This window comes from Tritonibacter scottomollicae (assembly GCF_032924845.1).
Classification (GTDB): Bacteria; Pseudomonadota; Alphaproteobacteria; order Rhodobacterales; family Rhodobacteraceae; genus Epibacterium; species Epibacterium scottomollicae.
In genome coordinates, this window is record NZ_CP136704.1 from 545,041 (window position 1) to 566,818 (window position 21,778).

The 21,778-nt window shown below is 55.3% G+C and carries 17 protein-coding genes; 13 read left to right on the plus strand and 4 right to left on the minus strand.

What is annotated here, in order from left to right; translation table 11 throughout:
• The first annotated feature begins 9 nt into the window (after nucleotides 1-9).
• The 4 genes from R1T40_RS03235 to ycaC all read left to right on the plus strand — a co-directional run bounded on the left by R1T40_RS03235 (nucleotide 10) and on the right by ycaC (nucleotide 6,298).
• Complete coding sequence (locus tag R1T40_RS03235) at nucleotides 10-3,894, plus strand: hypothetical protein (protein WP_317385843.1); 3,885 nt, start codon at nucleotides 10-12, stop codon at nucleotides 3,892-3,894.
• Between the two features lie 389 nt (nucleotides 3,895-4,283).
• Complete coding sequence (locus R1T40_RS03240) at nucleotides 4,284-4,763, plus strand: P27 family phage terminase small subunit (protein WP_317385844.1); 480 nt, start codon at nucleotides 4,284-4,286, stop codon at nucleotides 4,761-4,763.
• A 92-nt stretch (nucleotides 4,764-4,855) separates the two neighbouring features.
• Nucleotides 4,856-5,392, plus strand: coding sequence for a terminase large subunit domain-containing protein (locus R1T40_RS03245; RefSeq protein ID WP_317385845.1), 537 nt, complete (start codon nucleotides 4,856-4,858; stop codon nucleotides 5,390-5,392).
• 279 nt (nucleotides 5,393-5,671) lie between these two features.
• Entirely contained in the window at nucleotides 5,672-6,298 is a 627-nt protein-coding gene (gene ycaC, locus R1T40_RS03250) for an isochorismate family cysteine hydrolase YcaC (RefSeq protein ID WP_106165162.1), read from the plus strand.
• A 99-nt stretch (nucleotides 6,299-6,397) separates the two neighbouring features.
• On the opposite strand, the gene R1T40_RS03255 is transcribed toward ycaC, so the two are convergent.
• Nucleotides 6,398-7,336 carry a pirin family protein gene (locus R1T40_RS03255; RefSeq protein ID WP_106165163.1) on the minus strand — a complete coding sequence of 313 codons (939 nt, stop codon included), beginning with the start codon at nucleotides 7,334-7,336 and terminating at the stop codon, nucleotides 6,398-6,400.
• Between the two features lie 162 nt (nucleotides 7,337-7,498).
• Here R1T40_RS03255 and R1T40_RS03260 point away from each other — a divergent pair, with 162 nt between their 5' ends.
• Nucleotides 7,499-9,019 (plus strand): VOC family protein, encoded by a 1,521-nt coding sequence (locus R1T40_RS03260; protein ID WP_394805013.1) that lies wholly within the window; start codon nucleotides 7,499-7,501, stop codon nucleotides 9,017-9,019.
• A 45-nt stretch (nucleotides 9,020-9,064) separates the two neighbouring features.
• On the opposite strand, the gene R1T40_RS03265 is transcribed toward R1T40_RS03260, so the two are convergent.
• Nucleotides 9,065-9,922 carry a pirin family protein gene (locus R1T40_RS03265; protein ID WP_317385847.1) on the minus strand — a complete coding sequence of 286 codons (858 nt, stop codon included), beginning with the start codon at nucleotides 9,920-9,922 and terminating at the stop codon, nucleotides 9,065-9,067.
• Nucleotides 9,923-9,951: 29 nt separating this feature from the next.
• On the opposite strand from R1T40_RS03265, the gene R1T40_RS03270 reads away from it, so the two are divergent.
• The 5 genes from R1T40_RS03270 to R1T40_RS03290 all read left to right on the plus strand — a co-directional run bounded on the left by R1T40_RS03270 (nucleotide 9,952) and on the right by R1T40_RS03290 (nucleotide 16,878).
• Nucleotides 9,952-11,187: a LysR family transcriptional regulator gene (locus R1T40_RS03270; protein ID WP_317385848.1), complete on the plus strand. Its 1,236-nt coding sequence runs from the start codon at nucleotides 9,952-9,954 to the stop codon at nucleotides 11,185-11,187.
• Between the two features lie 1,530 nt (nucleotides 11,188-12,717).
• A complete protein-coding gene (locus R1T40_RS03275; RefSeq protein ID WP_317385849.1) occupies nucleotides 12,718-14,823 on the plus strand; it encodes a type VI secretion system Vgr family protein in 2,106 nt (701 codons plus the stop codon).
• Between the two features lie 107 nt (nucleotides 14,824-14,930).
• The gene (locus R1T40_RS03280) at nucleotides 14,931-15,473 is read left to right on the plus strand and encodes a hypothetical protein (RefSeq protein ID WP_317385850.1); all 543 of its coding nucleotides are present in this window, start codon (nucleotides 14,931-14,933) and stop codon (nucleotides 15,471-15,473) included.
• A complete protein-coding gene (locus R1T40_RS03285) occupies nucleotides 15,470-16,459 on the plus strand; it encodes a hypothetical protein (RefSeq protein ID WP_317385851.1) in 990 nt (329 codons plus the stop codon). The genes R1T40_RS03280 and R1T40_RS03285 overlap by 4 nt, the downstream gene beginning before the upstream one ends.
• 119 nt (nucleotides 16,460-16,578) lie before the next feature.
• Nucleotides 16,579-16,878 (plus strand): PAAR domain-containing protein, encoded by a 300-nt coding sequence (locus R1T40_RS03290; RefSeq protein ID WP_317385852.1) that lies wholly within the window; start codon nucleotides 16,579-16,581, stop codon nucleotides 16,876-16,878.
• Between the two features lie 615 nt (nucleotides 16,879-17,493).
• Here the strand turns inward: R1T40_RS03290 and R1T40_RS03295 are convergent.
• Nucleotides 17,494-18,297, minus strand: a complete 804-nt coding sequence (locus tag R1T40_RS03295; protein WP_317385853.1) for a class I SAM-dependent methyltransferase — start codon at nucleotides 18,295-18,297, stop codon at nucleotides 17,494-17,496.
• 94 nt (nucleotides 18,298-18,391) lie between these two features.
• The gene (locus R1T40_RS03300) at nucleotides 18,392-18,877 is read right to left on the minus strand and encodes an acyl-CoA thioesterase (protein WP_317385854.1); all 486 of its coding nucleotides are present in this window, start codon (nucleotides 18,875-18,877) and stop codon (nucleotides 18,392-18,394) included.
• Nucleotides 18,878-18,949: 72 nt separating this feature from the next.
• On the opposite strand from R1T40_RS03300, the gene R1T40_RS03305 reads away from it, so the two are divergent.
• From R1T40_RS03305 to R1T40_RS03315, 3 genes are all read left to right on the plus strand, one after another.
• A complete protein-coding gene (locus tag R1T40_RS03305) occupies nucleotides 18,950-19,168 on the plus strand; it encodes a tautomerase family protein (RefSeq protein WP_317384548.1) in 219 nt (72 codons plus the stop codon).
• 566 nt (nucleotides 19,169-19,734) lie between these two features.
• A complete protein-coding gene (locus R1T40_RS03310; RefSeq protein WP_317385855.1) occupies nucleotides 19,735-20,535 on the plus strand; it encodes a class I SAM-dependent methyltransferase in 801 nt (266 codons plus the stop codon).
• A 123-nt stretch (nucleotides 20,536-20,658) separates the two neighbouring features.
• Nucleotides 20,659-21,498: a deiodinase-like protein gene (locus R1T40_RS03315; RefSeq protein ID WP_317385856.1), complete on the plus strand. Its 840-nt coding sequence runs from the start codon at nucleotides 20,659-20,661 to the stop codon at nucleotides 21,496-21,498.
• The last annotated feature ends 280 nt before the right edge of the window (nucleotides 21,499-21,778 follow it).

Consider the following 21,778-nt stretch of genomic DNA (forward strand, 5'->3'; position numbering starts at 1 on the left):
GAGCGGAAAATGATCTTTGAAGTTGATGCAAACCAAATAGAAAGACTAGACGCCAACCAGGTCGTGGAACTGCTGCGTCGCCTCGTTCATGCGGAACTCCTCACGTACGGCATTCCACTCCGCTCTGGCAGTGTACCAGCCCAAATATCCATCGCTGATGGTGGCGAAGACGGAAGAGTAGAGTGGTCTGGGGGCCCAAACCAAACAGATTGGTTACCAAGCCGCTACTCAGTGTTTCAAAGCAAGCGCGGTGCAACTTCACCATCGGGGCTAAGGAAAGAAACTTGGACTAAAGCTTCTCAGAAAAGTGAAGATGAAAGAATTTTGAATGAAGCCCTTGTTCAGGCCATTGAGCGAAGCGGAGCGTATATTGTCGTAACGGCAACTGCAGTCGTAGGTACAAAACGAACGGACCGGATCAACGCTATTCGCGATGGCATTAAAGAGGCCGGGCATGACCCGAGCAGGCTTACATCGATAGACATATACGACTGCAACAAGCTTGCAGCATGGACAAACACTCATCCTTCTGTCGCGCTTTGGCTCAACGCCATGTTGCGCGATGTGCATTTGAATGGATTTCAGACCCACGAAGATTGGTCCAAATCGCCCGAAATATCGGAAATTCCTTATCAAATCAGCAAACAGCCTCGATACTTGGCGCAAGGTTCAGAGATAAGACTTTGGAAAAACGATGACCCGAGCGTCGGTGAAGAGAAGGATCTGCAAGGAATTCGTGAATTAATTTTCAAGTTCCTCGGCGACAAGGGTAACGCGCTTCGGGTTTTCGGACCTTCGGGTTTCGGAAAGACGCGTTTTGTGTATGAACTTATAAACGCAGGTCGCGAACCGGATGATGCGTTGGATGCCAACCAAGTCGTTTATTGCAACTATGATGATGTCGGTGATCGACTACTAAATCTCGCGCGCGAGATGGCCGATTCCGGTTCGCGAGCGATTTTGATCGTCGATGATTGCCCCAACCCAATCCACACCAGATTGAGCGAGATCGCGCACCGACAAGGCGCGAAGTGCAATGTCATCACGATTGGTATTGAATCCAAAGCACAATCGATGCGGAAGAACCTTGTCGTGAAGCTCACGCCAGCTTCTGACGAGCATATTGTCGATATCGCTTGTGCTGTTCACGAGCAGGCAAAAGGACGCAACGCTACGCTAGTGCGCGATCTGGCCCAAGGCTTTCCGCGCATGGCAGTCTTTGCCGCACGTGCATTGGAAGACAAAGACTTCGAACTGGGTTCTGTCGAGGCGTTGATTTCTCGCATCGTTTGGGGAGAGCGTGGCGAGGACGCATCCGCGCTTGAAAGCCTCCAGTTCTTGAGCCTGTTTACGCTAGTCGGGGTCGAAGGGGATGTAGGTGGCGAGCTCGAAGAAATTGCCAAATTTGCGGGGCGTAACTCGCAAGCAATTTTCGGCGACTTGGCTTCGTTCGCCGAGACTGGAGTAATACTTAGACAGGGCGACTATGCCGCAGTTCAACCCCTGCCACTTGCTATGAGATTGGCAAATATGTGGTTGGAATCCAAACAGTCGGGTACCCTAGCAGCTTTCTTCCGGACCTTGAGCGAAGATATGAAGCTTCGCATGGTCGGACGCCTAAGGTGGGTATCGTGGTCAGAAAGAGTAAGAGAGTTCGCCCAGGCGCTAATCGTGGAAGCACTTCCTGACCTCGCCTCACTGGATACCGAATTCGGTTCGAAATTGCTTGATCGATTTGTCCATCTTGCACCCGACGCAACTATGGAGCACTTGGAACGACTACTTGATGGGAAATCTATTGATGAACTGAAATCGCTTGAAGCCGGACGACGCCATATCGTTTGGGCTTTGGACAAACTAGTATTTCGGCATCAGACTTTCATCCCAGCCGCTCGTCTTCTGCTTCGTCTTGGTGCCGCAGAAAATGAGGATTGGAGCAACAATGCAACCGGACAGTTCAAAGGCCTGTATCAGCTTCAACTCTCAGGAACGGAGGCAAGTCCGCGAGAAAAGCTCGTTGTTCTGGATGAAGGGCTCTCGCATGAAGATCAGCGCGTTCAAGAAATCTGCCTTTCTGCACTCGATAGAATGCTAGAAAGCGGGCATTTTTCCAGATCAGGTGGTAGTGAGAACATCGGTGCGGATGAAGCGCTCGATGATTGGCATCCTAAGACGTACGGTGAGATTTGGGATTACTATCGCGAAGCTCTGCAACGGTTAGAACTCATTGCTCTTGGCGACCAACAGGAGCATGCAAGAACTGCATTGAACTCAATCGGTTCGCACTTGAGGGGCTTGTTTCATATCCAACCGATGCTGAGCGAAGTTCAAGGTATGATCGCGCGGCTACTTGAGCGCTACCCCCATTGGACCAAACCTCTCATGGGCGTCAACCAATGGCTCTACTTCGACCGAGAAGACGCTCCCGAAGACTATCAGACCACGCTCCGTGCATATTATGACGATTTGTTGCCGAAGACCGATCTAGAGCTTTTGCCAGTCTATAGCTCTGGTTGGGCGATCGACATTCACGACCCGGATGTCTCATACAGTCGCGATGGCGACAACGACTTCAACTATTGTGCGAACAAAGTTGACGAAATCGTTGCACGCAGCCCCGCAGATTCCGAGTACTTTCTTCCAGTGTTAGAGGCTTTTGCGAGTGGAAATTTCCATTCAGCCTGGATCACCGTTGATAAGATTGCCGCCCACGTCGATGACCCGCACGCACTGCTAGAATATCTAAAAAGTTCGAAGCCGCTGCATGGCGATGCGGCGAAGTTTGCTAGTTTGGTAAGTAGCGTCATCGGCGGAGCGAGGCAGAAAAACCGTGACATCGCGCTTGAGTGCCTAAACGACGCTCTGGATGTCGAAGCGCTTGTTCCGCATGCAGTTAACCTGATCGCTGCGGCAGGCTTAGATGACACACTTATGAAGCGCGTGATCGAGCTGCTGAATGAGGGAAAAGTCGAGCCGCGTTCAACTGACGCTATTGCCTTTTCTGATACACTCCAAGGTATTGATACTAGTCTCACCATTGAGTTGCTCAATGTGATGAACGAGGGCGGTAGCACTGGGGCGTGGGCCTCCATCGATTTCATCGGACGAATGTTCTACAAGAACAGCCTCAATCGAGAGCCGTTTGTTGAAGTCGTCAAAGAAGTTGTTACCAATCTCGCGCTATTTGAACGTGTGAATTACTCGAACATGGATTGGTATCACTGGCACGACATTGTCGGGAAGTTACTTGATGGAGGTTTTTCCGAGCAGGCCTTCATTGAAGAGTTATTGGAGTTCATTCTGAGCGTGACCGAAGTTGAGGAGTATAACGTCCAACTCTCATTTGACGATTATGCGCAGAAAATTCTTCGGAAGTTGATTTCGCTCGATCCCGAGCGGGTGTGGCAAAAGTTCCACGAGCGCCTCGATAATGCGGACAGCATGCGAGAGCACCGGCTAAATGGCCTTTTTGAGGCCGGAATAGGAAAACCTGCAAGCGCGGGTGTCCTCAATGATGTTCCAATAGAAATTAGTATCGCTTGGATGCTTGAAAACAAGAAAGAGCGTTTGCCGTTCATGCTTGAGTGGATAGAGCTTTTTTCCGGGGAAGAAGACAGCGGCGAGTGGTCCGCAAAATTTCTCGACTTCACAAACGAGCATATTGATGACACAGACGCATTGGATGCGGTCACTTCCCGAATGACGTCAGGAACCTGGTGGGGGTCATATGCCAATAAACTGGAGGACGAGAGGGAACGGTTGGTTAAACTGAAAGAAGCCTCGTCCAATCCGTTGGTTCAACGCTGGGTGGACAAAACCGTCGCGCGGTTTGATCAGGCAATTGTTGTTGAACGTAGGCGAGGTGCCAATCGAGATGCCGATTTCAAGAAGTAACTTGTCTGAGCAGTGAGTTAGACAGGGATTTGGTTCCCAATCGCGCCCAACCGCGCTCTAAATTCTTCGCTGTGGATGGGCGTGTTATACGCCTATCTGCGATGGCGCTTGGGATACTGGATGTCTGCTCTGCGGATGCTGGGACGCAGCGCGTTATCACACTTCGAATGGCCGGTTTGGGCCGTCAGTCCCTTCTCGCAAAAGCGCGGCGCGGATGGCTGGCCGGTGGATCCGCAGCATCCCGCCAACCGCTGACGCAGCGGGGCGAATGCCCCGGGGGGAGGGTCCGAAGGAATTCCGGAAGCACTGGCAACCGGAGGGGGAGGGTTTTTCTGCGCAAAGTGGAAATTGAATAGAAAAAGCCACATGAACAAGGAGTTGACCGAGATATGCGAGGGCGCAGACCGGCAGAGGAGAAGGTTGTCGCCCTCGCGGAAGAGGGCGCGCCGCTTCACAATCTGGAAGAGCGGGCGCGGATGCGCCTGGAGGAGATCCGGCCCGAGGGGCTGACCGGCGAGCTGCGCTGGACCTTTGACCGGCTGGCGCTGCCGCTGTGTCACCCGACCGTGGATCGGCTGAAGCCCAGCAATGTGATGATGTTCAAACAGCTCTGCAAAGCGGTGTTGCGGTTTGAACGTCTGGAGCTCGAGCTGGAAGAGACCGGCGAGACCTATGAAAGCGAGACGCGCAACGGGGTGCAGATCAAGGCGCGGCCCGAAGTGGCGCAGCTCAATGAGACCTTCCGCCAGATCAGCGGGCTGGCCAATGACTTCGGCATGACGCCGGCGGCGGAGCGGGGCCTGTCGGGGGCGGGCCAGATGGGCTTCAGCTTTCCGGATCCCGATGGGCCCGAGAGCTACCTGACGTGAGCGCATCCCCAAAACGGGTCTCGGCCAGCGAGGATCCGGTGACAGCCTGAGCGCAAGCGGTTGAGGTCGGTGAGGTTGTAGCCGGGCCTTATGTGCGGGCGGCAGCGGATCGGCATCTGCGCGATCTCGTTGAGGGGCCCAAACGCGGGCTCAAATGGGATCTGGCGGAGGCGCTGCGGGCGATCCGCTTCTTTCCGCAGGTGCTGCGGCTCAACGGCGGGCAGTTTGAGGGGCGGCCCTTTGAGCTGCAACCGAGCCAGGCGTTCCGGATCGGGTCGCTCTTTGGCTGGCAAAAATACAGCGCCCAGCACGGGGCTTGGCTCAGGCGGTTCACGCGGTTTTACGATGAGGAAGGCAAGGGCAACGGCAAATCGCCGATGCTGGGCGGTATTGGGCTTTACATGATGGTGGCTGATGGCGAGCCGCGCGCCGAGATCTATGCGGCGGCGGCCAAGAAGGACCAGGCAGGGATCCTGTTCCAGGATACGGTGGCGATGGTGGATCAGTCGCCGGTGCTTAAACGCCGGGTGCAGCAGCAAGGGGAAAACCCCGTCTGGCAGATGACGTACCGGGGGCGCGGGGGGGGCGACAAGCGCAAGTTCAAACCGCTCTCGGCGGAGAAGGCGTAATCCGACCCGCGCCCCCATCGTGCGCTCACCGATGAGGTGCATGCATGCCGTTCAACACAAGCTAGAACACAGCACAGTAGGATCAAAAGAGCTGTTCGTTATTGCCGAACACTGCTTTCCACCAGCCCGACGGCGATCACCTGCATAGAAAATGTTAAGATGAGATCTGCCGCATGTGGCGGGATGTGTCTGCAGGGAGTCTTCGCAAAGGTGCCTTGAGGCGTCGCGATCATATGTGATCCCAGTCCATCTTGCGGCGTCAAAAGAAAGGAAACGCACATGACACCTCAATACAAACGCCTCGATAAAAATGATGCCGCTGTTCTGATGGTCGACCACCAGGCCGGGCTTCTCTCGTTGGTGCGGGATATTGACCCCGACAAGTTCAAGAACAATGTTCTGGCCTTGGCAGACGCCGCAAAGTACTTTGGCCTGCCAACGATCCTCACCACTAGTTTCGAGGACGGCCCCAACGGGCCGCTGGTTCCTGAACTGAAGGAGCTTTTCCCGGACGCCCCTTACATCGCCCGCCCAGGGCAAATCAACGCCTGGGACAACGAGGACTTCGTCGCTGCCGTGAAAGCGACCGGCAAGAAGCAACTGATTGTTGCCGGCGTGGTGACAGAAGTTTGCGTGGCATTCCCGGTCCTGTCAGCGATCGAAGAAGGGTACGACGTCTTTGTCGTGACGGATGCCTCCGGGACATTCAATCAGATCACGCGGGACGCTGCATGGGACCGGATGTCAGCTGCGGGTGCGCAATTGACGTCATGGTTCGGCATGGCCTGCGAACTGCACCGTGACTGGCGCAATGACATCGAAGGATTGGGGGCTTTGTTCTCTAACCACATCCCGGACTACCGCAACCTGATCAGCAGCTACAACGCGACGCCCGTAACCTCATAAACGGGCCGTGGCCCGAGAGCGTGCCAAACAAGCCCTTGGCGGAGAGACAGCAACCGCCAAGGGCAATCTGGTTAAGCACACTCGGCATGGGACTCAGCTTCACCGGCCCGGCAGAGGGATGTGTTCGCTCCGGTCATTCGGTGGTAGATCAAACTGCCCTGTCCCCCATCTTTCCGCTCGCCACTCTTCCTTGGCATGCTGTATCTTCTCCTGGCTTGAGGCAACGAAGTTCCACCAGACATATCTGGGGCCGTTGAGTGTCGCGCCACCCAATGCCATTAGCCGTGCGCCGGCAGGGCCAGCGGCCACCGTGATCTGATCACCTGGGCGGAAGACCATCATTCGGCCCGCTTCAAATTCCTGACCTGCAATCTTCACGCTGCCCTGTGATACGTAAATGCCGCGGTCTTCGTGTTCATCCGGAAGCGGAAAGCGCGCACCGGGTTCAAGGATGACATCCAGATAGAAGGTTTCGGAAAAAAGGGTCGCTGGGGCCGCCTCACCGTATGCTGAACCCAGGATCAACTTGGCACGAACGCCTTCCGACTCGATTTCAGGCAGGCTCTCCTTGCCGTGATGCTCAAACAGGGGATCAATGTCTTCCTTGTCTTCAGGCAGCGCCATCCAAGTCTGGATACCGAACAGCGAGTGCGGCCCGCTGCGAGCCTCGGACGACGTGCGCTCGGAGTGGGTGACCCCCTTTCCGGCGACCATCCAATTCAAAGCGCCGGGTCGAATGACCTGATCGGTGCCCAGGCTGTCGCGGTGGTGGAAGTCTCCTTGATACAGGTAGGTCACCGTGCCCAATCCGATGTGCGGGTGGGGGCGCACGTCTATCCCCGAACCTGTGAGGAATTCTGCGGGCCCCGCCTGATCAAAGAAGATAAACGGTCCAACCATCTGGCGCTTTGGTGCGGGCAGCGCGCGGCGAACTTCAAACCCGCCCAGATCATGCGCTCGAGGAATGATCAGAGTTTCAATGGAGTCGATGTCAACGCCGTCAGGGCATCCAGGGTCAAGTGCGGGATTCCAGCTCATTTCAAACTCCTTTGCGATTGGGTGCAGAATAATGATAGCTCATCGCAGTGGATGCAGAAGCCGCCGGCTGTTCGTTTTAGGCGAAAGCGATGTTCACCCGCGTGCTCTTCACATGGATCTGAACAGGGTTATGCTGAGCAGAACGCTGAATGAGGGGTGCAAATGCCTTCGGGAATTCATCATGTGACAGGCATCACAAAGAACGTTCAGGCCAACGTCGACTTCTACATGGGATTTCTCGGCCTGCACCTTATCAAACAAACTGGCGGGTATGAAGACGCCGAGCAGTTGCACCTGTTTTATGGCGACGTACACGGCGCGCCCGGATCTGTGGTGTCCTTCCTGGTATGGGAAGACGGTGCACCAGGACGGGTTGGGGAGGGGCAGGCTGGCGAGATTGCGTTTGCAGTTCCACTCGACAGCATCGGAGAATGGCTGACACGCGCCTTAGACGTCAGAGTGCCTGTTGAACAGCCCACGCGCGAGTTCGGTGAAACCGTTCTAAGACTGAAAGACCCCGATGGCATCATAGTGAAGCTGGTTGGTACGGATCTGGGGCGAGAACCTCTGCAAACTGGTCAAGTTGCACCCACCCGCCTGCGGGCAGTCACGCTGTTTTCCGGTGATCCTGCGGCAACAGCGGAGTTCGCCGAAAAGTTCGGTTACCGCATGAGCGCGACAGAAGGTCAGATCCAGAGGATGGTGTCCGATACCGATGCGATAGATATCCGTGATACGCGCGGGTTCTTTAGCGGCATTCCCGGCACCGGCGTTCTTGACCACGTGGCCTTCCGCGCACCGGATGCCGCGGCAGTCCGAGAGATGCGGGGGTCGTTGGCGCGTGCTCATGAGCCGACCAATGTTCATGATCGAAAGTACTTTTTGTCGCTATACGCCCGGGATCCGGCTGGTCTCCTATTTGAATACGCAACCGACGCACCTGGATTTGCGGTGGATGAGCCAGCAGGCCATCTGGGAGAAACGTTGCTCATACCCGACCATGACACCGCCCGCGCCGCAGACCTGCGCGCGATGCTGCCACAATTCGCGCAGCCAGGCGAACCAAGGATGCCCAAGCGGTCTCTGCCTTTCGTGCATCGGTTTCGCCATCCCGAAGACCCCGACGGCTCGGTTATGCTCTTGTTGCATGGAACCGGTGGCAATGAAGCGGATTTGATGCCTCTCGCTGCACGCCTCAACCCAAGGGCAACCCTGCTTGGCGTTCGGGGTCGTGCCACCGAAGAGCATGTCACCCGGTTTTTCCGGCGGTTTGATGTGGAAACTTTCGACCAGGAGGATATTCGCGCCGAGGCGCGGGCCTTTGAGGCCTTTCTGCACGCTGCTGTTCAAGGATATGGGCTGGACACCGAAGCGGTTACGGTGCTGGGCTATTCCAACGGCGCAAACTTTGCAGCCTCCGTTATGGCGCTACATCCCGGCTTGATCCGCCGCGCTATACTGCTGCGGGCGATCCCGGTGCTTATAGAGCTGCCCCAGGTGGATCTGTCCTCGGCTCAGGTCTTATTGCTGACCGGCCGCGATGACCCTCTCAGCTCTGAGGCGCCGCGCTTGGCCCAATGGTTGCAGGACAGTGGTGCGGGTGTTGAAAGCGAGGTTGTTGAGGCAGGTCATGAAATTTCACCCGCGGATCTGAACGCGGCACGCGCCTGGCTGACCCGCTAGGGCGGCGGGCGCTGCCCCGCCGCCGCGATCCTGTCCGGAAGTCCTTTACAGACTGCCGAACTTTCCGGACTGAAATTCGGAAATCGCCTGATGGATTTCCTCCTGAGTGTTCATCACAAAGGGCCCATAGGCTGCGACTGGTTCGTCAATCGGCTCACCCGATAGGATCAAGAGCTTGGCACTGGTAGCAGCTTCCAGCCGGACCGCGCCCTTGTTCCCCAGGCGTGCAGTTGCCGGGCCCACTAGGGGGGCGCTGCCATTGATGTTTACTTCGCCGTCGAGCACAACTACCGTAACATTCTGGCCCTCCGGCGGCGCCAACGAAGCCCCCTTGTGCGCGTTCAATCGTAAGTCCCAGACCTCCATCGGCGTGAAGGTGCGCGCAGGCCCGTTGTGGTCGTTGTATTCGCCTGCGATGACCCGCAGCAGCCCGGCATTATCTGCAAGGTCAATACTGGGAATCTCTGCATTCGTGATGCCCTGGTACCCCGGTGTCGCAGATTTATCCTTGGCGGGCAGGTTTACCCAGAGCTGGACCATTTCGAGCGTTCCGCCCCTGCGGGTGAACTCCTGACTGTGGTACTCCTTATGTAGAATGCCGTCTGCTGCGGTCATCCACTGCACATCACCTTCCCGGATCACTCCGCCGCGCCCTGTGGAATCGCCGTGTTCGACCTCGCCCTGATAGACGATTGTGACGGTTTCGAATCCTTTGTGCGGATGCACATCGACACCTCTCGGATGGTCCGCCGGGTTGAAACGATGCGGACCGGCGTAATCCAGCATCAGGAACGGATCATGGCTGTTTTTCCTGCCCATATGCGAAAACAGAGATCGCACTGGAAACCCATCGCCCACCCAATGACCGGGGCCGGTCTTGCTCGTAGATAAGATCTGTCTCATTTCGAAACTCCTTTCTTCACGGGGAAGCCGTGGCTGTCTTTCAATTGGGGGGAGAAGACAGGCATTCAACGCATGACGCGTTCCCGAAAGCAGAACCTGGTGTTCGAAAAACCTCGCTGAGCAATGGCGCAGGTCAAGGTGACTATTCCTTGCGGGTTTGCGGCGGGCCTTCCGGTGAGTGCGCTCTCTTGGGTCTGCCCTCTACGGGCAATTATAGTACTGCGAAGGGCATCAATGAGAACAAGCAACCGAATTTCTATGGACTGAACCGGTGCGGCCAATGCTGGAAGTCAACGTGGTTGCAAGTCGGCGTTCGAAATCACCGAACGATATTATTTCCCGTACTTTCAAATCATGACTATGCTGGTTTTATGCGCTGGAACATAAACGAAATTGAAACCTTCCTCAGTGTGGTGGACACCGGGTCCATCTCGGAGACTGCAACGCGTGGCGGATTGTCAAAATCCGTTATCAGCAAACGTATTAGTGATCTCGAAAAGGCGCTTGGCGTTACTCTGTTTACGCGCCATGCAGGCCGGATCAGAGTGACGGATGCTGCCATTGCACTTGCTGAGAGGGTTCGGCCCGCGTTTAGTGAGCTTGTCATGGCAACGGAGTGGGTTGCGGAGGGTGATCATGGTTTGCAAGGGCGGCTGAGGATCTCGGCGCCGATGAGCTTCGGGATTCGTCACGTTGGACGTATGGCCGCCAAGTTCGCCAGCATGCACCCCAATCTCGATATCGCCATCGAATACGATGATGCAATGGTTGATCTGGCCCGATCTGGTTTTGATGTTGCTATCCGTGTTGGTAGGATGCCCGACAGCACCCTGGTTGTTCGCAAGGTTTGCGAGGACCCTCGAGCGATTGTCGCAAGCCCTGAGTACTTGGAAAAGCATGGCCAGATTAATAGACCAGAGCAGCTCAGGGAGCATGCCGCAATTGGATACCAGAACAAGCGGCTGGGCGAAATCTGGCAGTTTGACAGGCCAGTTGATCCGCCTGTCCCATCCAGAGTCATGACAAACAATGGGGACGCGATGCGCGACATGGCTTTGGAAGGTCTCGGGATAGCGCTTCTTCCCATGTTCATCGTCTATGATGACCTGAAGCATGAACGCCTGGTTCAGGTTCTGCCCGACTTGGCTCCAGATCCGCTACCTGTGCAAGCTGTTTGGCCGCCAGTCAAGCACATGCCCCCGAAACTTCGGCTCTTTATTGATCACTTGGCTCTCTCTTTCGGGCAACGAGCACCTTGGCAGTAGGCGCGCGGTTTCCAAATGATGACCTGTCGCGTCAAAATCAATCCTACAGATGTTGATGTCACGCAGTTTAGGTCGATCCAAGGCAACTGGCCGAGTTCTGTCCCTGAAACTGCAGGGCTTCGTTGTGTTAAGGTTGCGATGTGTATGGATCACTTCCTGGTCAGCAGACTTCCAATAGATACCTATTCACGATTGAACGTCTACTTCGAAGCTTGGCGATGAGCCGAAACGCCCCTAGAGTGTCCACCGTCAGCGGATCGGTCCAATGGATTCATGAGCGGTACGATTGTCGCGATTGGACTGCGAAGCGGTTGACCGATATTCGGGCAGCGCAGACGCAAATTCCTACGTCAGCTGGGCGGGGGAAACCCGCCAGATCTCCCTTGAGCGGACCTTCAGGTTAGCTCGGCCGATCAGGACGGTTGCTGCTCTTGGCACGTATGTCGGAGAAGCGCAGTTAGCGACATTTGCAAAGTCGCGGAACCTGCGAGCCTCGCGCCGGTCCCACGCTGCACGAGCAATGGAGGGAGCAGACGTTCGCCGCAAGTGCAGCCACCAACCATCATCGAGCGGAAGGAATGCGGACAAAGTTTGAATTCGCTGCGGTTGCGCCAATGGCAGCTTCAGCCTACAGGAGGCCTGAAGCGCCTGCACTGTGCTAATTCTCAATTGGTCGAGAAGGCGTTCATCTACTTTTGATCGCTGTAAAGTCGGGTTCCAATACTTCTTTGCTTCGCGGATACCTTGGATCCCATCCTACCCATGGCTCATCAGCAGGTCTCTCCAGTCTCATTTGGATCCTCTTCATGACAAAATCTACTTCATCGAAGTGTGCGCCGGGTGTGTAGTGGTCAATTTTACGCCGACACCACAGCGTATCGAATACAAACGAGCCCCCACAGGCTTCAGGCCTCAATTTATAGATTATGTGACGCGACCTGTGGAAATTCAGGAAACCATCACGGTAATAGATAGCCCATTTATCTTCCATGGATTGGGGGAGCGAACCCCGCTTCAGAAGCGCCCATTCTTGTTGGGACACTGTAACGTCAATTCTCTTTTTTTCAAAACTCTGCCGTCTTGGCCACCTCAGGCATCTAAACACTTAGGTAACCCTCCTTTACGTGGCAGGACACATATCGTGACCGAACAACCTTATTCGCGGTCATTTAAGACCGCAATGGCGTTCCCCGGAGCAGTCATTCATGCACTTTTCAGCATCCGTACTTTTGGGCTCTAAGCGGACATGCGGCGGTGCGGCAGCAAGGTCGCAGCGATTCCGCACCAGGTTCCAGCCGTCAGATGACAGCAGCCAGCCCGAAGGAGACATCCACGCAAGGCACAGCGAGGGCGCTTCTGCAAGCGCGAAAGACTCTCCGCGAGCGGACATTGAACTCGGCCCCAACGACGTCGAACAATCACTCCGATGTGATTGCGCCATCGTGATTTTCCCCACAGGTAGGGATATGCCGCCCTTGATCCTTAAGGCGAGACAGATATGCTCTCGCTCAACTTCAAGGGTTGTGTTTTATGAATGTATTTACTCAGGAGGCCCGGCTTGGGCGTCTGACGACTGTGCTGGGATCCGACGCGCTTGTGCTTTTGCGGATGGATGGCACGGAGGAGCTTTCGGGAGATTTCGAGTGGCGGGTTGAAGCGCTCTCAACCGAGAACACCCTCGATCTCAGCGCTCTACTTGGAACCCATGCCACTGTCGAAATCAATCACGCTCAAGGAGTGCGTGCCTTTGACGGGATCGTCTGCGAAGCGGAGCAACGCGGTGCCTTCGAGAACGGGTTTCGCTATGACCTGACTTTGCGCCCGTGGCTGCATGTGGCCAGCCTGCGGCGCAATATGCGGATCTTCCACAATAAAACCGTCATCGAGATCGTACAAGAGGTGCTCAGCTCTTACGCGGCATTGGGCAACCCTCACCTCGAAGTGCGGGTGATGGATGACTATCCGGTGCTGGAGTACACGGTCCAATATGGCGAGTTGGATGCGGATTTCATCCGCCGCCAGTTGGAGCGCTTTGGCATCACATGGTCCTGGCGACATGAGGCGGGATCACACACGCTCTTGCTCACCGATGCGGCGATCAGCCTGCCTGAAGTTCCGGGATCATCGCGCCCGTATTTCGGTGTCGCCGGATACCACCGGAACGAGGAGGAGCATTTCCGCCATTGGTCCGCGACCGAGCGGATCACCACCGGCGCAGTGCGGCTGACGGAGTATAACTTCAAGATTCCCACATCGGCGCAGGAAGTGGACCAGTTCTCTGATGCGTCTCATCCAAGCGGCGATATCGAAAGTTATGACTGGCCCGGCGATTACCTCAACCAAGGCGAAGGCCGGGGGGTGGTCTCGCGCCGCCTTGAGGCCGAACGCGGTCAGGCCCCGCGCCACCGGGCTGAGGGCGATGTGGTGTCCCTCGGCGCGGGCTGGCGCGTCACGCTGGCTGGGAATGATGTTCCCAATGCGACAGGACGAACATTCGTGTGCCTCAAGGCCACCCATCGGTTCCGGGCTCAGGCCTATGGCTCTGGGAGTGCGGGAGCAGATGACGCGCCCTATGACGGTTCCTATGTGCTGACACCTGATGATGCGCCGTTTCGCCCCGAGCGCCGAACGGTCGGGCCACGTGTGCAGGGACCAGAAACCGCAGTTGTGGTTGGCGAAGGCGAGATCGATTGTGATGAACACGGTCGCATTTTGTGCCGCTTTCACTGGGATCTCGATGGCGCGCACAGCATGCGAGTTCGGGTTAGCCAGAACTGGGCGTCGAAGGGTTGGGGTGGTATGGTCATCCCCCGCATTGGCATGGAGGTCATCGTTGAGCATCTGCGAGGTGATCCAGACAAGCCGATCGTGACTGGCTGTGTGTATAACGGCAGAAACAAGCCGCCTTATGAACTGCCCAAGCATAAGACGCGATCTACGTTTAGGACGGACACGCACAAAGGAGAAGGTTACAACGAGCTGAGGTTTGAGGACGAAAAAGGGCGGGAAGAGATACATCTCCACGCACAACTCGACCACAGCTTGAAAGTACTGAACCATCAAACGAACCGCGTGGATCGAACCAAGGTTGAGAGTATTGGCGCTGCAAGCCTGCGAGAAGTCAGGTTGGTCGATGTCCACAATATAGGCATGGACATGACAGTAAATGTTGGCACCGGGTCGCACGGCGGATTTGTGCGAAAGCCGCTCACGGATAATCCTCAAGGGATTAGGATGGCGGCTTACAACTTCGAACAGTCTTTTCCGGACATGACAGGTCGAGGAACATATTCGCTGACGGCTGCATCTGCTATTGCGCTAACCGCAGGCACCACATTCAACAAGAGCGTCGGAACATCTGCGACGCTGACTTACGGCGAAAACCTATCACAAACGGTGCAACAATCTGTCCGGGAAACGACAGGTAAGAACCACTCTCAGGTCGTAGGAGAGAAGTACCGCCTTGATGCGCACAAAGAAATTCACCTGCGCTGCGGTGCATCGGAACTGATCATGAAAGCGGACGGCACGATCCTGATCAACGGTAAGGATATGACTACAACGCTGACAGGGAACCTGACGGACAAAGCTGCAGGAAGCATCAAAATGAACGCTTCAAAGATTGATCTGAACTGATGTTGTTCAAACGGGAACGCATAATTCTTGTCCTGCTACTTCTCACTCTAGGTGTAGCGGTTTTCTGGTCTTTGGCCGCTAGGTCAGCTGATACAAGGGAAGAAAAGTTGAAAAGCCATGTAACGCTCTATGTGGGCGAACCCTTACTCAGCCAAGGCGGAACGGTCATTGTCGGTTCTGTTCCCATACCAGAAGAAGAGTGGCGCGTGCTGGATGGCCTTAATCTGGCTGACGCGGATGATAACAACGCAAAGCGCGGACAGCTTAACCCGCAGGACCGACTTTTCGGGGCCTACGTCTCTGGTCCGGTTTCGTATGTTGAAATGTATTACCCCGAGGGCGGTACCTTCGGATTCAATCTGGTGCCCGACCCAAAGATCGAAAACCCTGCGCGCCTAGGCACAGAACGAATTCTGGTGGGAAGCGGCGGGTGGATGGACCGTAGCACAGGCGAGCGTCACGTTTGGCCGGATGTCTCGGTGATTCATGTCTCAGGCTCGACAGCAGACAAGGGAAACAGCCGTCTGGTGCGGGTAATGCAGGCAAACATACTAAATACCGGGCCTGACAAGAAGGGTTATGCAGGAGTTTTGGTCTATACGCCGAGTCTGGCACAACTGGAAGAAGGTACATTCGGGGATTATAAATGACTGCCATTACTATCATCACCCGGTCGTTCCACCCAGATGCCAACTTCGGCGCTGGCGGCCTTGGATTTGAAGGCGATGACCGGGGATTTTCATTTGATACAAATGTGACGGCTCGAATTTATCACATCATGCCGATCAACCTTCAAATGGGTACGGTCGAGGAGGTCATATGCGATTCTGACCCCTCTGCAAACGCAATCGCCGATAGAGTGATCAATGAAACTGCCGAGGCGGCGCTCAACCCGACATATCCGTATGGCAACAGAATTCCCGATGCACCAGTGATGGAAAACGACTACTCGCAACCGCGAAAGAAGCCGCGTCACGAGGAAACTTATTCCATCACACGCTACACTGAGGATGGCGACCAGACCGCAAACATATTTCTTAAATACGCGGGTAAGAACTTTGCGTTCTACGGCGCAGACACCGATGTTGGCCACGATGTTCTGGGTGGTCCCTTGTCCAACCCCGAGGCGAATGACACCGGGTCGGGGCGGATTGCTGGTGACTGGATTCCCTACAACGGCGTCGTGCCGGATCTTGACGTTTCTACTCAGATCTACCTCTCAATGGATCGGGGCGAAGGCAAAGCATATGTCCAAGTGAATATTACTGGCGACGGTTTCCCGAACGCCGAGTGCTTTATCCTTGATAGCGCGGGCGGGGTTCTAGGACTGGCGACGCACATCCGGACGGGGACTGCGCTTACGCAACTGCCAGGCGGACGCGCGATCCGCATGTGCCTTACACAGCTTGAGGATATTGACTGGTCAAACACGGACACATTTGGGTCTGATCTAAGTGCTCTCGCTGTTTATGATTATATGTCTTTTAGTACTACCGAAATAGCAGAGGGTCACGTGGGCAGAGAGGGGTTGAACGATGCTCATCTGAGGCGGGATGCAAGCGGTAATATGCTTCGGCAAATTCAGGATCACGTCCCGCTACCAAGCTCGCGTAACTTTGAGTGGCTTTGGGAGTAACAGCGTCTACTCATCGGATTGGGGTTTGTTCTGATTGCAGGCTTAGCGTTGTTGGTCCTTGGGTTCCTGCTATTGCGCAGTTGTTGATGTATGAAGATTAACGGGAGTGGATTTCGAAAATGCCCAAAGCAACTCGACTAGGCGACATCGGCTCCGGTCACGGATGCCACTTTCCTCCGACCCCATCGACCGCAGCCTCTCCCGACGTGTACGTGAACGGCATAGCAGTCGTTCGTCAAGGTGATGCTTATGCAGAACATGGGTGCGGTGTTTGCCCGGCTCCAGCTCACGGGCGGAATTTGTCGGGAGGCTCAGGATCAGTTTTTGTGAACGGGAAACCTGCTGGTCGAGTAGGGGATACAATCTCTTGCGGGGGCGCGGCTGACGCAGGTTCTCCAGATGTTAGCTTTGGCGACTGAAGCATCCAAAGTCTGCGGCCCCGTGTGCGAGCATGCGATTTTAAATATGGGCAAGGTAATGCCATCCGCGGAGAAGGTCAGCTTCGCGTAGTGCTCGTGCAGCATAGGTCTTTCGCGCTGCCTCGGGTTGAGGGGACTTTGCAAAGGTCGCTATCTGCGCTTCGCTGACATTCATGCGAGGCGCAGCATCTTTCCAATCTGTCGAGACAGTCTGAAGGTCCGCTCCTGAGAAACCTTTCGGTTTCCTTCGCGCCTGCAGCATTGGCACCGATCCGCCTCGCGTGAATGTCTTGAAATGGGCTGGCTGGCGTCATCTGGCGGCGGAGACCAGGTGCGGTATCCCAGCAACCCGGTGCCGCGCCGCCGCAGGTCGGCAGTGAGCCCAGTCCGACCGATGCTGCACTATGCACGGATGACCAAATGTTGCGCAAAACTGCCGTTGGCGGCGCAGGTCAACTCAGCTCGTTGATTTTCTGCAGTTGCGGACGAGAAGCGTCACTGTTCCGCTAAGCCGCCATCCAGCGCGAAGGTCATGAAAATTCATTGGCGGCCCATAAGCTTTTGAAAAACCGGCCATTCGTTGAAGGTGCTCCCCTGGATGGTTGCCCTGAGATTTCACGCCGAGCGCAATGCTAGAACGACGTTAGCGCTATGGGGGAAACGAAGCGCGGAACCATCATACCAAGTTCCGAACCCCTTTAGGATATCGTCGTGCAGTGTCGCTCTGTCAGCGGGGGGCATTGCCGCTATGCGGTCGGCAACCGGAGTGGCCATCATCAATCCGTTCACAAATGCGGACCCATCTTCAGCTTCAAGATCAAGAACAACTTTCTCAACGGCGACCTGCCCGAAACCTGCGCCTTCGAATACAGACCGCATCTCATCGGGATCAGGAAAGCCACAAACGGCACGGATCGCTCCGGTTGTTTCTTCGCCAAAATGCCTGCCAAAGGCGGTAACCTGTGCCTGCATTAAAGGATTTTCCTCCAACCCACGCGCCGTGCAAAACACAGCCTGGCCACCTGGCTTTATGACCCGCAAACACTCGGACAGCGCGCCGAGCTTGTCTGGAAAGAATTGAAGGCCTTGCTGACATATGACAACATCAAAACTTTCATCTTCGAAAGGCAGGCGTTGTGCATCTGCCGAATGGAACGTTGCGTCCAGCCCTGTCGAGCGTTCTTTTGCCACTGCTAACATGCCAAGGTTGATGTCACCGCCAGTCGCCGTGACACCGGATTGTGCTGCCAGTCGCGCGACAATGCCTGTTCCGCACGCAAGGTCGAGAAGGCTGTCGCCGGAGGCAAGGCCGGCGCGCACAATTAGGTCGCTGGCCCACGGCGCAAAAATGACGGGTACGAGGTATTCCTCGTATCGTTCGGCCATGTTGCCGCTGAGTTGCCATTCCGTGTTTGTCATGTTCTGCCCCTCTCAGCTCTGAACATTCAAATTTTCTTCGAATTGTCTTTTTGCAGCCATGCATTCTGCCATCAGATGAAGTGAAGGCTGTGTCCTATCTCTGTTGGGTGGCTTCTTCCTGCCAGGCGTCCGCCCTCTGCCGGACTTCATCCGGAATGTCCGCTGCTCTGCGTGTTTCCAGACTCAGCATCACACATTTGAACACTGTTTCAAACGCCGTTGCATCGTCTTCGGACCTTACAAGCCGGTGCCGGAAAGTGATGGATTTGGCACCCATCTCAATGATCGATGTCTCCAGCCGAATTGCATCACCTGCAGACAGCTCGGATCGAAAATCGCTTTCGGCATGTACGACTGCAAACGACAGCCTGCGACCCGAGCGCATATCACTGGCCGTCAACCCCATCTCTGATTGAATGGCGAAAACACCGTCTGAACAGGCGGCAAAGTATCTCGAAACATTCATGTGACCCAGAAAATCACAATCTGCAGGATCAACGACAGAGCGGAAGGAAGTCATCGCAGCCATCCCATAGTTCCTTTCTGTTTTGGCAGACAGTTTTACACGTAGAAACATCATATGTCATGTTGCGTGCCAGACGATCGTTCAAATGATCGATCTCCTGCGAGACCACAAACAATGGAGAAGGCGATGCCATCCATCGATATCCAAGTTCTAGAAGGTGTATTTTCGGCGGAGGAGAAAGCCGAGATCATCCGAAAGGTGACAGACGCATTTGGCGAAGTCGCGGGTCAGACCATCAGGGCCGGGACGTCCGTCCGCGTACATGAAGTGAGCAGCGGTTCGTGGGGTTACGCCGGAAATATCCTGACAACCGAAGATGCTTTGGAGATGCGCGCACGCGATTGAACCGCCGCTTTCCTTACTGCGACGAAGCAAACCAAGGTTGCTGAAGTTGGTCACACAAGATCACGAAGTGGATCTTCCATAGGTAGCGATGTCGCAATGCGCTTAAACCAGCCATTGGGCGGGCAAGACACAATGACTGGTCAGTTGCGCTTCCCTTCCGTTCGACAGTGGTTGGTGGCTGCATCTGCAGCGAAGGTCTGTTCCCTCCATTGCTCGTGCAGCATGGGACCGTTGCCCAGGTGGCAGATCCTGAGACTTTGCAAATGTCGCTAACCTGCGCTTCGCTGCCTCTGGAGCTGACCGCAGCATCAGCCAGGGCCGCCACCGCCTGCTGAACGGCGGCTTTCGGGAAAGCGCTCGCGCTCGCAGCAGCGCCTTCGCTGCACCCTGCATGAATGTCGTGATTGGGCTGCTGGTGTCATCTGGCGTCGGGCACGAGGTGCGGTATCCCTGCAACTCGGTGCTGTGCCGCCGCAAGTCGGCAGTGAGCCCAATCTTCATGATGCTGCGCCAATCATGAAAGTCTGCTATCGTGAACTTGATTGCATAAAGGGGAACCTTTGTTGATGGCCGATCCTTTTCAGGACGTAGACGCAGCGGGCGAGGAATTCATTGCAGCATTCGCTGACTCGATGGATGCCAGACAATCCGACCCCAAAATGGAGAGCATCGTTGCATCGTACCTTTCGAAATTAAAATTTGCGGAAGGCAGCCTCACCGTCGAGGTCGGGGCTGGTGCCGGTGCTGTTACCAGGCGGATTGCAGCGAAGGCCGAGCCTGAACAGGTCATGGCCTTCGAACCATCCTCTGGCTTTGTTAGGGTGGCCAGAGAGCGCGCGAAACAGCACACCAATGTAACCTTTGAAGTCGCGGACGGGACTGCATTGCCACTTGATGACCATTCGGTTTTCAACCTCATAATGCATACCGTCCTGACTCATGTGGTGGACCCCGTTCCGCTTCTTCAAGAAGCGCGGCGTGTTCTTAAATCGGATGGTTGTCTTGTGGTGTGCGATGCGGACTTTTCAAAAGCTAGCCTGAGCAACAGCGCGAACGATCCGCTCGACGCATGCGCACGCGCCTTCGTCAACGAGTTTGTGACTGACCCACATATCGTCGCGAAAATGCGTTCTTTGATGACAGCGACCGATTTTGAAGTGACCGATTTTGATGTCCAAAGCCGAACAATTGCGGACAATGAACAAATGCTGCCCTGGGTCGAAGAAACTTCAAAGCGGATGCTTGAGCGGGGCGAGATCGGTGAGGAGCTGTTTTGCGGCCTTGTCGCTGAGTACAAGCGCCGGGCAGCAGCCGGAACGCTTTACGGTCATCAGGTATTTGCGACCGCCATTGCCAAGCCAAGTTAGTGCCCCTTAAAGTCCATATGTTTCGGTACCAACGGCTTAAGAACAGGGCAGCGGACATTTTCTCCAATCCGACGACAGTCAGCTTCGTCCTTGTCCGCAGTGTGTGAGTTCAGAGGCGCTGCAATGAACGGTAGCGACGCCCTGTATCGGGCATTCGTACCTCACACAGCGGATGGCCGCGAAGAGCCCAACCTACTGAATGCTGCGTCATGCTCAGATGTCGCCTTTGGTGACATACCTTTCAGGTATGCGTCGGTTCCTGCTATTGTGTGGGTCAGGAGGGATGTTTCTATGAGTAGAATTGCATTCGAAATGCGGGACCAGATGGATGACATGTCGGAAGCCGATTTCAAAGACACCATGGGCTTGAGCAAATCTGAATTCCGCGACTACCTAAGAACGGCTGCAGACCAAGAGGACAACTGCCTTGCGCAAGAGGGCGAACCTGCACCCAACTTTGCCGCTCACACTCTGAACGCCGAAGGAAGTATCTCTTCCGGACTTCTGGACCTTTCCGATCTTCGTGGCGCACCTGTCTCGCTGATATTTGGGTGTTACACATGCCCGGTTTTCCGTCGCCAATCAGATAGGATGAAGCAACTGATTAAACACTACGATGGGCGGGTTCAGTTTGTGTTTGTCTATGTGTTGGAGGCGCATCCAACAGATGGATGGAACACTGAATCAAACAGAGCGGCCGGAGTAATGTATGCCCAGACCATCAATTTGGAGGACCGTGCCAAAGTAGCCAATGACTGGCGAAGCGCATACGAATTCGAGAATCCGGTTGTTCTTGATTGGCCTGACAATCGAATAAACGCGGATTATGCTGGAGAACCAGAACGGCTTTATGTGCTGGACGGTGACGGCATCGTGACATTCAAATCGGAACAGGGGCCATACTATGATAACCATCTCGAGGACTGGGCCGCCGCTCTAGAAAAAGTCGTCCTCTCAAATTAGGCAAACTTACATCCGCGAAATCCCTGGGTCTCAATATTCAGAGGCGGCCAATTTGCCTTACAACCCGGAACCAGCGGTACGACCAACTCGCAAGGCCGTTTCGTCCGCTGACCGACGATCAAGCCGCCGAAATGCTGTGCGATGCACGAACGGCTGGTCTGGTGAAGCTGCACTGCGGCAAAGGCTTCACTGGTGAGCGGCGGCAGTGGGCCGTCCTTGCCATCCAGCGCGGCCCTGCGGCCCGGACTTTGCAAAGGTCGCAATCTGCGCCTTGCAGACG